Source organism: Devosia insulae DS-56 (assembly GCF_000970465.2).
Lineage (GTDB): Bacteria > Pseudomonadota > Alphaproteobacteria > Rhizobiales > Devosiaceae > Devosia_A > Devosia_A insulae.
The window spans coordinates 1-12,398 of the sequence record NZ_LAJE02000110.1; the positions used below are offsets into that span (position 1 = coordinate 1).

At 63.4% G+C, this 12,398-nt stretch carries 10 protein-coding genes and 1 pseudogene; 3 read left to right on the plus strand and 8 right to left on the minus strand.

Features of this window, described 5'->3' with window-relative positions; all coding sequences use genetic code 11:
- Window positions 1-884: MFS transporter (locus tag VW23_RS07125; protein ID WP_176730349.1), on the minus strand; the 884-nt coding region annotated here is incomplete at its 3' end.
- A gap of 144 nt (window positions 885-1,028) precedes the next feature.
- On the opposite strand from VW23_RS07125, the gene VW23_RS07130 reads away from it, so the two are divergent.
- Window positions 1,029-1,328 (plus strand): hypothetical protein, encoded by a 300-nt coding sequence (locus VW23_RS07130; RefSeq protein WP_069908890.1) that lies wholly within the window; start codon window positions 1,029-1,031, stop codon window positions 1,326-1,328.
- Window positions 1,325-2,194 carry a sigma-70 family RNA polymerase sigma factor gene (locus VW23_RS07135; protein WP_069908891.1) on the plus strand — a complete coding sequence of 290 codons (870 nt, stop codon included), beginning with the start codon at window positions 1,325-1,327 and terminating at the stop codon, window positions 2,192-2,194. Before VW23_RS07130 ends, VW23_RS07135 begins: the two co-directional genes overlap by 4 nt.
- Before the next feature lie 40 nt (window positions 2,195-2,234).
- Here the strand turns inward: VW23_RS07135 and VW23_RS07140 are convergent, their stop codons facing one another.
- From VW23_RS07140 to VW23_RS07160, 5 genes and pseudogenes are all read right to left on the minus strand, one after another.
- Window positions 2,235-2,807, minus strand: a complete 573-nt coding sequence (locus tag VW23_RS07140) for a TetR/AcrR family transcriptional regulator (RefSeq protein ID WP_069908892.1) — start codon at window positions 2,805-2,807, stop codon at window positions 2,235-2,237.
- A 7-nt stretch (window positions 2,808-2,814) separates the two neighbouring features.
- Complete coding sequence (locus tag VW23_RS07145) at window positions 2,815-3,636, minus strand: SDR family NAD(P)-dependent oxidoreductase (protein WP_069908893.1); 822 nt, start codon at window positions 3,634-3,636, stop codon at window positions 2,815-2,817.
- Between the two features lie 285 nt (window positions 3,637-3,921).
- Window positions 3,922-4,809, minus strand: a pseudogene (locus tag VW23_RS07150) (YifB family Mg chelatase-like AAA ATPase); the annotation flags it as partial.
- 481 nt (window positions 4,810-5,290) lie between these two features.
- Entirely contained in the window at window positions 5,291-8,215 is a 2,925-nt protein-coding gene (locus tag VW23_RS07155) for a class I SAM-dependent DNA methyltransferase (protein WP_244513433.1), read from the minus strand.
- A 65-nt stretch (window positions 8,216-8,280) separates the two neighbouring features.
- The gene (locus VW23_RS07160; protein ID WP_069908894.1) at window positions 8,281-8,931 is read right to left on the minus strand and encodes a hypothetical protein; all 651 of its coding nucleotides are present in this window, start codon (window positions 8,929-8,931) and stop codon (window positions 8,281-8,283) included.
- A gap of 1,426 nt (window positions 8,932-10,357) precedes the next feature.
- On the opposite strand from VW23_RS07160, the gene VW23_RS07170 reads away from it, so the two are divergent.
- Window positions 10,358-10,699: a hypothetical protein gene (locus VW23_RS07170; RefSeq protein ID WP_069908896.1), complete on the plus strand. Its 342-nt coding sequence runs from the start codon at window positions 10,358-10,360 to the stop codon at window positions 10,697-10,699.
- 534 nt (window positions 10,700-11,233) lie between these two features.
- On the opposite strand, the gene VW23_RS07180 is transcribed toward VW23_RS07170, so the two are convergent.
- Together VW23_RS07180 and VW23_RS07185 are read right to left on the minus strand one after the other, a co-directional pair.
- Window positions 11,234-11,860: a recombinase family protein gene (locus tag VW23_RS07180; RefSeq protein ID WP_069908898.1), complete on the minus strand. Its 627-nt coding sequence runs from the start codon at window positions 11,858-11,860 to the stop codon at window positions 11,234-11,236.
- 138 nt (window positions 11,861-11,998) lie between these two features.
- Window positions 11,999-12,398, minus strand: a 400-nt coding sequence (locus VW23_RS07185) for a tetratricopeptide repeat protein (RefSeq protein WP_141728252.1), incomplete at its 5' end; no start/stop codon positions are given.

Here is a 12,398-nt window from a genome sequence, read left to right on the forward strand (position 1 = left end):
ACACGTGTCGCGGCGAGAAGGAACGGGGTGAGGGAGAACAGCGTGGCGTAAAGCGCCCCATAGAGGCAGAAGGCGGTGATCAACCCGGCGCCGAACCCCTTGGCGGCGAAGAGCCGCGGCGGCACGATCGCATCGGCGGCTCGGCGCACCCAGAACACGAAGCCGAGCAGCAGCGCAAGGGCGAGGCGGATGCTCGCCGGCATCTGCGCGCAGACCCAGGCGATCTCGTGGCCCCGGATCAGCGACCAGGGGGCAGCAAAGGAGAAGTCGCCGATCAGCACGATGCCGACGATATCGAGCTTGCTGCGCACCCCATGGCTCTCTTCGAGCCGGGCGAGCGCCAGCGGCACCAGCAGCAGCACGATCGGGATGTTGATCCAGAAGATCCAGGTCCAGTGGATGGCCTCGGAAATCGCGCCGCCGATGGCGGGGCCGCTGAGCGGCGCCAGCCCGGTGATACTGCCGAAGATGCCCAGCGCCTTGCCCCGGATGTCGGCAGGGTAGGCGACACTGAGGATGGCCAGCGCCATCGGCATCACCAAAGCCGCGCCGGCGCCCTGCAATGCCCGGGCGACGATCAGCGTGATGACGCTCTGCGACATGGCGCAGGCCACCGAACTGAGCGCGAAAACCACGAGGCCCGCGACGAAAATGCGCTTGCGGCCCAGCCGATCACCGAGCGCCGCGCCCACTGGGAGCAAGAGGGCGAAGGCGAGGTTGTAGGCATTGGTGGTCCATTGCAGTTCGGCGAGGCTGGCCTCGAAGCTGCGCTGGATGCTGGTCAGCGCCGCAGCCGTCACCAGGCTGTCGAGTGCGACGGTGAAGGAGGCGAACGCGGTGAGCGCCAGGGCCCAGCCCCGCGCGCCAGTCTTGGAGGTGTCCATCTTTGCCTCGGCTACTTGGCAGCGAGCCATTCGCTGCGTCCGAACCAAGGACGCTCGGGCCAGCAGAAAGGATTCGCGCGTCGCGGCGAATCCTTTGGCGCGTCTCAAACGTCATCTCCGCATCGACCATATGCGAGGCTTCAAATGAAACTGATCAGCTACACCACCAGGCCCGGCCAGGCGGCAGCGAACCGGGAGAAGATCGAGGCGGTTTTCGCGGCGCTCCACGCTGCGAGACCGGAGGACTTTTCTTATATGGTGGTCGAGGCCGGCGAGGGCGAGTTCTTCCACATCGTCCATGCCACACCGGCGGCGATCGAACACCTGCAGGCCATGCCGGCCTTCCAGGCGTTTTCGGCTACGGTGGGCGAACGGCAGCAGGCGCCGAGCAACAGACGGGATGCGAGAGTGGTCGGCAGCTACGGGACCCTGGTGCGGGCATGACAGAGTACGTTTGCCCGTCGGAGGAGCTGGAACGGTTGCTGTTCGGCATCCGGCCGCGGCTGCACCGGTTCTGTGCCCGCATGCTGGGCTCGGCCATCGACGGCGAAGACGTGGCGCAGGAGGCGGCGCTCAAGGCGCTCGAGGCCTTCCCGCGCCAGTCTGAGGTCCACAATCTCGAAGCCTGGGTGTTCCGCATCGCCCGCAACACGGCGCTCGATTTCCTGCGGCGCCGCAACCGCGAGCCAGTGGTGCCCGTCGATGACGAAGCCGATTTCGTCGACCCCTATATGGACACCGAACGTGGGCTGCACGCCGCCGAGAGCCTGCGGCAGTTCATGCGCCTACCGCCATCGCAGCGCGCCTCGGTGATCTTGGTGGACGTCATCGGCTATTCGCTGGAGGAGGTCGCCGAGATCCTCGAAACCACCATTCCGGCGGTGAAGGCATCGCTGCATCGTGGCCGCGAGCGGCTGAAGCAGTTTGCCGCCGAGCCATCATCGGCGCCGCTGGCCGAGCTCCCCGACGCCGAACGACAGCAGCTCGCCAACTATGTCGACCGCTTCAATGCCCGCGACTTCGACGCGCTGCGGGCGCTGCTTGCAGACGATGTCCGCCTGCATGTGCGTGGCGAGCGCCGCTTCGGCCGCGAGGTGGGGGAATATTACACCCGTTACGCCGAGATCTTCGATGTCAGGTTGGCGCCCGGCATCATCGAGGGCCAGCCGGTGGCGCTGGTCTATCGCGACGACGTGCTCAGCTATTTCATCGCGTTCGATTGGCGCGATGCCAAGATCACCAAGATCCTCGACTTCCGCTACGCGCCCTACGTGTTCGAGTCGGTGGCGGTCACGCAGCTTGCCGCGTGACCGTCGTCTGTTTGCTTTGAAGACACGACGCTGATCGGCGTCAGATCGCCTCGAGCCATCCTATGAGCCGGGCGCCCTCGCGCTGCAGTATCGACGGCTCGTGAAAACTGTGCGTCAGCAGCATGGCACCCTGGAGAGAGGCAAGAAGTTGCAGTGCCAGATCGCCTGCGTCGTCCTTGCACCCCATCGCGCGAAACTGCGCTTCCATCCAGGCCAACGGGGTCGCAAAGAGAGATCGTGACAGCTCTGCGAGGTGACCGCCTTCCTTCATCATTTCAGCGCTGAGCGATCCCATCGGGCAACCGTACTGCGAAACCATCGCCGCATTGGCGACCGTCGAGTCGATGAAGGCGGCAAGTCGCGCCCGCGGCTCCGGCAATTGGTCGAACTGCAGCTGCTGCTGCGCCGCCTGGTCTTCGCGACATGAAAGGATGGCCTCGCCGACGTCGTCTCGCGTCTTGAAGTAGTAGTAGACATTCCCGAGCGGCACCCCCGACTCCGAGGCAATTTCGGCGAGTGTCGTCTTTCGGAAGCCCTGCCGATGGGCAAGGTCCACCGCCGCCTGTGTCAGCCGCTCGCGCTTGCTGCCCGCTACATTCCTCCGCGCCGCCAAAATGCCCTCAGCTCACGAACTCGGTGCTTTGGCGCATCATATAGGCGCTCATCTGCCGGGCAATCCCGTGCGGCATGAGCGGCACCATGAGGCTGTAAAGAAGCCCTGGCACCACCATCAGTTTGTTCGCCTGGACGCCCTTGAGGCCCGCTGTCACACATCTCTCGACCGGCATTGGCTTCATCGGCATGTTCGCAAGCCTCAGGCCCATCTTGTCGATGAGCGGCGTCTCGGTCGGTGTAACAACAAGCACGGACACATGGACGCCAAGTGGCTTGAACTCATGGTGCAGGCACCGGCCGAGCGTCGAAACCATGGCCTTCGACGCCGCCTCCTTGCTGTTGTACGGGACACCACTGTCGGCCCCAAATGCCGAACCCAACAGCATCCCGCCCTTGCCCCGCGCCGCCAACCGCCGACCGAAAGCGTGCGCCAGATACATGTAAGAGACACCGTTGAGCTGGGCTACGCGCCGCAAATCCGCCTCCTCGAAAGCAAGGAAATTGCCCGGCTGACCGATTCCGGCGTTGGCGACGAGCAAGCCTACGTCGAGGTCCTCCGTGCCCTCGACGACGCCACGTTGCCCATCCTCGGTCGCAAGATCGGCGACGATCACGCGAACTGAAATGCCGTGCCGCTGTTTGAAAGCCTTTGCCGCCTGGTCCAACAGAGCTTCTCGTCTGGCGACCAGCACAAGATTGAACCCATTGGCTGCGAGCTGGCGCGCCGCCTCATACCCAATCCCCGACGAGGCTCCGGTGACCACTGCCCAGGGGCCAAAGCGGCCGAGGTCCACCTTGGCGTATTTCGCGTCTGATTTGCTCTGCAAGGTCACTCTCCACGTGTCAGTTAGTCAACTAACTTACACTAGCGCTGCCGTCAAGCGGCTACCCGCGTTGGTGTCATTCTAGACGTGACAGCTATTGGTCCGGGATATGCCGTAGCCGAGGTAGCCTGTTTACCACCTGGGGCGCCCGACCAGTGTGTGTATGGTCGCTTTGGGCCAAAAGCGGACCCTCGCCAGGGAAGCAGCCCTCGCGCGATCGCCACGTCGCTTGCATGCCGCCGTCTTCGGCAGATCCGACGGCACCAAGTTTACCATGATGCGCTCTACCTACCCCAGGGCCAGGTTCAGCCGATAGCTCAACGCCTCGGCCAGATGCGGGCGGGCGACCTTTTCTGCTCCCGCCAGGTCGGCGAGGGTGCGCGCCACTTTCAGCACCCGGTGATAGGCGCGGGCCGAGAGGTTGAAGCGCTCCGAGGCCTGCAGCAGCAGGGTCTGGCTGTCCTTGTCGGGGTTGACCAGTTTCTCGATCAGCGACGGCCCGGCGGCGGCATTGGTGAAGACATCGGGGTGGCCGGCTTCGATATAGCGCTGGCGCTGCCGCTCGCGCGCCGTCTCGACCCGGGCAGCGACGGCAGCGGAGGGCTCGCCCGTCGACGGGCCGATCATGTCGGCCGCCGAGACGGCGGGCACGTCGATGCGCAAATCGATGCGGTCTAGGAATGGACCCGAGACCCGGCCCTGGTAGTCGAGCGCACATTGGTCGCCGCGCTTGCAGACATGGCCGGGTGTGCCGGCGAGCCCGCATTTACAGGGGTTCATCGCCGCAATCAGCTGGAAGCGGGCGGGAAAGCTGACATGCGCATTGGCGCGGGCGATCACCGTCTCGCCCGCTTCGAGCGGCTGACGCAGGCTGTCGAGCACCGAGGGCGAGAACTCCGGCAATTCGTCGAGGAACAGCACGCCGTTATGCGCGAGGCTGGCTTCCCCCGGCCGGACCTTGAGGCCGCCGCCGACCAGAGCCGCCATCGAGGCCGAATGGTGTGGCGCGCGGAACGGCCGGCGGTCACTGAGCGCCCCGCCTGCCAACTCCCCGGCGATCGACTGGATCATCGACACATCGAGCAGTTCGCGCGGGTTGAGCGGCGGCAGGATCGAGGGTAACCGCGCCGCCAGCATGGATTTGCCGGCGCCGGGCGGCCCGATCATCAACAGGTTATCTACAAAAGACCTCACTCTGCCCTGGCCTCTGCGGCAACGACCAAAAAACAGAGGCTCGGGCAGACGTCCTGCCATCGATTTCAACCACATCTCCCAAGCCGTCCTCGCGGCCATCTACAGGCTCGCGGAGACCTTCCGGCTGGTAGATCGAACTGGACGAGAGCGAGGACGAACGGCCGTCCGTCAGCGCACGGCACCGGCCAGCGGAGCCACGGCGTCGTTCACGACGAACCAAGGCTGCTACCCGTCCTACCTGGGGAGGCGGATAGGGGCAGACATCACCTCCTCCCGAATGGCGAGGGTGACGCAGTAGGAAGCGTGAGGTCGTCCTTGAGGATGGGGACCATCTCCCGCCTCGCACCGCCGCACGGCTGGTGGGCGGAGGTCGGTCGGGGTGCAGCGCCACCTCGCTCCTACACGGGCACAGCGCTGACCCCGACTTGCTAGAGCGGGACAGGGAATGGTGTTGGGCGTTGACCTAGGCTTTGGCGCGGGCTTGGTTCAACGCGAACAGCCGGGTCAGCACCTCGTCATCGGTCAAGTCGGCTGGCCACCCGTAGGCAGCCGCAACGGCGGCGTCCAGTGCCTTGTGGGCATGGTCCAGCCACGCGGGGCGCTGGTTGTAGAGGTTGGTCAGTGTGCGGGTCCGAAGGACCTCCGCAGCCGCCTCGTTGCTGGGGATAAGTCTGTCGGGGTAGCCGGGCACGACCTCTGGCTCCCGCCGCACGAGGTCGGCAGGGTTGAGCCAGTTCTCCCTCAACTCGTTCAGGCGCTTTGCTGCCTCGGCGACGGCAACCGCACGGGGGTCAGTGGAGTAGTCCGACGCCAGTACCGCTGGCGTTAGCCCCTGAGGGAACGGAAACGTCTCGAAGCCAAACGACGGGGTGTACTGCGGGTCGTTCCCTACACCATGCCACCCGCCCAGACGAAGCGACCAAAGCTCATGATGTCGGGAGTGGAGCAGCCCAAACGAGGTGTCATCATCCCGCGTGATCGCTACAAGGCGGCTATCTGGCAATACGGACGAAGGCAGCCAGACGAACACCCGATACCTCGAAACCCGTGGTGTGGCGATGTAGCGGGGGACCTTGTCGAGCAGTGACTTGAGGGACGGGACCGTTTCACCGTGGAGCCACCAATGCGACCTGCGCCGGTCACGGCGGTTAGTATCGCGGGTCGGTTTCACCGTCAGGCGGACGTGTTCAAATGGTCCTTCGTACGGGGCGGCGTCCCCCTCAGTTCTTTCGTGGAAGTCAACAATCCAGAGATCGCGAGGACGCCTCACGATGTCGCTGCCGTTCATCCACGGGCGGAGAACGTCTGCGTTGGCCCGTCCGTTCGGGTTGAGGGGCATTTTGAGCCACCGGCGAGCTGTCTGCCCGTCAACCTCAAACGAGCCGATCTTTACGGGGCCCTGCCAAGCAACCCCCCCATTCTCCGCAAGTCTCTTTGCTCTGGTCAGGTCTACAGCCGAGGATGTGAGGTCCGCATTGATTTGCGTGGCGGCATGTCCGTCGAGTTGCAGCGCCTGTCCTCCGACCGGCTTGCCGTAGACGACTAGCGACACACGCACTGCCGCGCCCTCGACGGTCCACGGTTCGTCCGACCACGCAGCGACGATGCCGGGACCGTCCGCGATCTTGTCCATGACGCGGCGGTTGGCACCCGCGCGGACTGAGTTAGTCGTGACGAAGCCAACGCGATGAGATTTGCCGACCACAAGCGCCTGTAGGCCTTTCTCCAGCCAGTAGACCACTAGGTCCGCCTCTGCCGGAACCCGACCCGCGTAGATGGTGAATAGGCGCTCCACCGCAGCATCCCCCATCTGGGACCGTAGCAGTTTGCCACCGAGGAACGGAGGGTTCCCGATGATAGCATCAGCCGCGGGCCATTCGGCCTCCACCCAGTGCCCCTGATAGACGTCGCCAGCGGGTTCCCACGAGGTGAGGGCGTCCCGGCACTCGATATTGTCGAGAGGCTTCAGCACCGGGTCCTCGGTGGCGGAAAAGCCGTTCCTGAGCATCCACTGGATTTCGCCAATCCAGACCGAGACCCGCGCCAGTTCTGCCGCGTAGTGGTTGAGCTCGATGCCGTGGACCACTTCCGGTCCGATCTGGGGGAACCGCCGAGGCAGACCCAACGCCTCCGCCTCAACCTGTGCCCGATGCTCAAGGTCCTTGAGCGCCTTCAACGCGAGATAGAGGAAGTTCCCCGAACCGCAGGCAGGGTCCAGCACCCGGTAGTTGGCGAGACGCAAGAGGTAGCGGTCCAGCGCAGCTTGCGCTTGGTTCTCGGCACGGGTTCCCGCACCGCCCTTGATGGCGGCGGCCTTCCCCATCAGCGCGGCGATCTCCGCCTTGGCCTCGTCCCATTCGGCGGCCAGGGGCTCAACGATCACCGGGTCGATGATCATCATGATTTTTTCTCGGTCGGTGTAGTGCGCCCCGAGCTGGCTGCGCTTGTCGGGGTCTAGGCCACGCTCGAACAGGGTGCCGAGGATGGACGGGTCGACGTCGCCCCAGTATGCGCCCGCTGCCTTGTGGACGATTTTGATCTCGTCACGGGTGAGAGGGAACACGAGGTCCCCGTCAAACAGCCCACCGTTGAACCACTTTACCCGCTCAAACCCGACCCGTCCGCCCTTGGTCATCGCGCCAAACAGCTCCCGCGCGAAGGTCTCGAACTCGGCGGGGTTGTCGAGCGCGTGACCCAACATGCGGGTGAACATCCCGTCGGGGAGGAGCTTCACGTCCTCGGCGAACATGCAGAAAACGAGCCGGTTGATGAAGTGGGCGACCTCCTCAGGCTTGTGGCCACGCCTCCGCAACGAATGCGCCAACACGGCGAACTCGCTCGCCACCTCCTCGGTCAACTCCTGTCGCGTCTTTGCGGGTCGCAGGGCTTCGGGTGCAGACAGGGCGGACTTGAGCCAGCCCCTCTTCACCGGGTCCTCAAGGTCGAGGATGGCGATCTCGTACCGCTTGGACACCGAGTTGGTCCAGTTGGTGTAGATGCGGATCGTGGTGCCGATGTCGGACACGATCAGCAGCGGCGGGTTATCCAGTGCGACCGCGTAACGTTGCAGCTGGGCAAACGCATCGTCGAGGTTTGCCCTGGTCCCCTTGTACTCCCACGCGAAGAACCCGCGCTTGAACACATCCGCGAAGCCATTGCCCCCGGTGGTCTTCGTGGCACCGACCTCGAACCCGTAGTCGAGGCCCGTATGGTCGACGTCAGCTGGCTCAGGCTCACCAAGTAACCGGCAGAGGTCAAGGAAATGGGCTTGCGCACCCGCCCGCTCCTTGATCGGGGAGTTTGCCCATTTGGCGATGAACTCGTGCGGTGTCAGTACCTTGCCCCCAAGCGGTGGGCAGTAGTCATAGCCAAGCGTGACCAAAGACACCAGTCGCTTGGGGGGCCACGCCGGTCATGTTTCAAGCAGGTTGCGGTCTTGGGTAATGTACCCGATCAGTTTTCGTCGGGTAGTTCGTCCTCGGGTTCATCCGCCAACCGTGGCACAGGGTGGTTGAGCTGATGTTCTGCCATCAGGTCGTCAGGGTCAGCGGTCTTCAAGACAACCAGCGCCCGAATACGAGCATTGCGGATGCGGTGGTACTTCGAGACCAACTGCCGGGTAACGTCGACGATAGCTGCAACGTCCTCCTGGGTGAGATCGGGGAAGCGGTATGCCAACCAAGAGATGCGCTGCGGTACCGTGAGGTCACGCTGGGTGCTGACCATGTAGGCGTTCAGCGCGGCGGCGGCCCTTCGCCCGTCCCAAGTACGCTCCTTTTCGATTGCGTCAACCGCGTCCTCCCATCGCTCAGCAATCCATGATCGGATGCCGGGACCCAGCACGTCGAACGGCTTGGCACCCTTCCGCTTTGGTTCGATCCGCTTCCCCCATCCCCGCTCTACGACCCAGCGCTGCAGCCGGTGGCGCTGGTGGTTCGCCGCACCCTCGACTTGCAACACATCGAGCTGCCGAAGAACGGTTCGTATCTTCCTTTGACCCAACCCGTAGAGCTGACCGAACTCGGTCACGGGGACCCAGTCGCCTATCGAGACCGTCAGCAGCTCGCCGGTGGAACGGTCCAGCACCTCGTTGAAGTATTCCATTCGCTCTCCTCGAAATGAAGAAGGTCCCCGAGCGTGTCGAGGACCTGTCGTTGTCGTCATGGTGGTTGTCGGGTTAGTGCGTCCTGAACGGGACTATGGGTCAGGGCAGCAAGGCATAGAAAATCGCTGCCTACGACACCCGCCCAGGCGACATCAGGTCAGCGTGGGTCGAAGTGGTTTGCCCTGATGTTCGTCGGAGAATGGGGGGACCATATCCCCCTCTTCCAATGTCGATACCCTCGGGAACCGCTCGGAAGCCGGAGGTCTCCAGGAGGTCGAAACTCATCGACAACGACGTGTTAGCGACGCAACACGTCCTCCCGGAACGAGCGGTCAGCTTTTCCGGTTAGCAACAGGGTCCAAAAACAGCGCAGCCCGATCAGGCTGCATCGGTGGCGATGCGTCGCACTGAGATCAAGAGGATGCGAAAAATCGAGTGAGGCTCGGCAGCCGGCAGAGGGTGGTAGATCAAGAGGTGCAATAGAAAGGGGCCGACGCCGCGGTCATCAGGTCAACTGTCGGCCCAGCGCCGCGGTCCACCCTGATGTTCTGACTGGGACGGGGGATGATACCCCCGTACTCGTGATCCCCGTGGACGGGAGGTCATCGGTAAGTCACCGGCCGTCGTGAGGTCAACATTTCGTCAGCCTTACGTTGACGTAATGTGTATCTGAACGGGGGCGGATGGGCGTCTACCGAGAAGGCATAAAAAATCGGGGCCTCCTCTCAGCCCTTGTTTTCTGGGCTTGTCGCACGGCTCTCGATCATGGACGCCACGTACCGGTTCTCGAGTTCCTGATGCTCCACAATGGTCTGCCGGAACCGGTCCGTCATCCCGCCGCCCCATGATTGGAACTCCTGCAGTTGGACCTTGGCGAGAAGGCTGCGGTGGTAGGACGAGAGTAGTTCGTGGGTCGTGGGGCCGGGCATGTTGGTCACCGTGAACAGATGCGGAACAGTGCCACGCGTTGGGCAAGGCGGGCAACGGGGGTCTGGGTCAAAAAACTGCGGTGGGACGCTTGACGGCGAAAGGGCGGTTCAGAGCCTCTCAGGGACTCAGCAACGGCTTTGGCGAAGGTGATACCAACCGATGCCCTGGTGGCCGTCTGGAGTCATCTGCGGGGCCGTGGCGGGCATCCCGTCGGCGCGGTATGCTCCCCCTGTTTGAGGGATCCCCGAGGCGAGCGGTGCCTATCCCGTCGGCATCTTCCTGCTGGCCGATCGTTTCTTCAACGCCGCGCGGGATACAATCATGTCCCGGAAGAAGACTGACAGGCCGACGCGGCTGGAGGACTCTCCTTGGTCATCTGTTGCGGCCGCCAGCGGCCTCTTGGATGGTGGATGTGCGGAATGCAACGGACGGAATGACTCCGCTTTACCCAACAACGCTCGGCTGTGTTAAGGACACCCTGATTGGAGAACCGCATTGCGCCGTTGGCTCTTAGCTACCGCCGTTCTGGCTGTCGTGATGTCACCGGGATATGCGGCGGACAGAGAGACGTTCGGCCACTACACCCTCATTTGTGAAAACCCCGGGGGCCGATATGTCGCCGTACTCCTCGATCACGCGGCCGAAGTGGTAATCGACCCCGACAGCACCCACACCAGTTTGCCGATCATCGGCCGCATCCAAACCAAAGAAATCGGCGCTCTAGTGTTGCGGACGCCGGACCCTACCGTGACCGAAATCCTTCACCTTTGGCCCGAGGCCAAGATGGAGGTGTTTAGCGACGGCGACATGGTGCAAGTGGACGAGTGCAGTACGTAAACCGAACCCCATGGGACATCACTGCGGGGCTGGCTGATTGGGCATAGGTTCATCGAGGCGCCGCCTGATATAGATGCAGGGACCCACTGACCTATGGACAGGACCCCGCGCGGCTCGTGGCTTCTGCGGTGAGCGAGAGGACGGGCCGTGCCGAACGATTGGAGAGGAAGGTTGAGGGTAGCCGCGAGTAACCTACGCCCCGCAGCCGCTGCCATCATCTTGACCCTGCCGATCACTCCGGTCCAAGCCTCTGCACCATGTCCGTATGTCTTTTCCAGCGGCGTCGAGGGCATCGTCCTGGTTGAGGATGCAGTCGTGCTATACTTTGTTGGTGCGGGACCTCCCGACCGATGCCCAATCGTCGGGCATGAGGGGTCCATCGTCTCTGTCGACTGCGGATATTCTACTTGGACCTTTCAGCTGATCTCGTCCGTCCCCGACGGCGAGACCAACATAATGGTGATCGGGAAGGGATCGGACGGCGCTCCTATCCCGGGTCCCTTATACAAAAGGTGCGACGTGGACCCAGAGAGCCTAGGCTTCGACTGAGGTCTGCGTGCGTTTCGCCAGTCGCGCCAGCGTCGACCGTGAACAGCCCGTCGCCTTGACGATGGTGTTCCAAGTCTGCCCGGACTTGAGCATCGCGACGATGGCAGCGTTGCGCTCAGCATCCTCGGGTCGTCCCCGATAGCGGCCATCAGCCTTCGCCTTCACGATGCCCTGCGCCTGCCTCCGGCGTCGGTCGTCATAGTCCTTGCGGGCGATGGCCGCGATCATGTCGAGCATCATCCCGTTGATGGCATCGAACATGCGCTGGGTGAACTCGTCAGTCGTCGAGGACAGCATGGACCATGAGGTGGGTAGGTCCAGCGCCACGACCTTGACCTGTCGCGACCTGATCTCGGTCTTGAGCTTGTCCCAGTCCGCAGCATTGAGGCGGCTCAGCCGGTCGACCTGTTCGATTAACAGCACGTCCCCGGCACGGCTGTCGGACAGGAGCCGGAACAGTTCTGGGCGCTGCAGCGAAGCCCCGCTCTCGTTCTCGAGGTAGGTCGCGGCGATCTGCAGCCCACGCTCTGCCGCGAAGGCCTCGAGGTCTGCCCTCGCGCGGTTCGCGTCCTGCTCCTTGGTCGACGCCCTGAGATACGCCCTGACAAACATTCCGATACCACTCCGGTTCGATTTGAGTGGTGTCGTTATTGTCGGTTCGCTTTGGGTTGTCAAGCAGTCTTATCGAACCAGTGTCAAGGGTGGTTCGTTAGAGGTATACCCGTCCGAAACCGTGCCGACTGCATTAACTCAGGCGGTCGGTCGGTGGTCTTCGTCCCATCGACGGGCGACCATTTGGGCTAGCGCGACATCGTCTGGCGTCATTGATCTGGCCAACCGGTCACGCGCGACCGATGAGGGCCGATCCCCACGTGCTGCAGCTAGGTTGAGCCAGGTGTGAGCCCGAACGAAATCTTGGAGGACACCGTTACCGGTCGAGTACATCCTGCCGAGGGCCGCCATGCTGCTGGTATCGCCCAGCTCTGCGCCCGCCGCGTACCACTTCAACGCCTCGGCAAAGTCCTGCGGACAGCCGATGCCCTCCGACAGGCACTCGGCCAAGACGAACGCAGCCCTCGCGTTCCCCGCCTCTGCAATTTGACGGACGTAGACCAGCGCCTCGCGGTCAGTGGTCGCGGTAGTGCTTGAC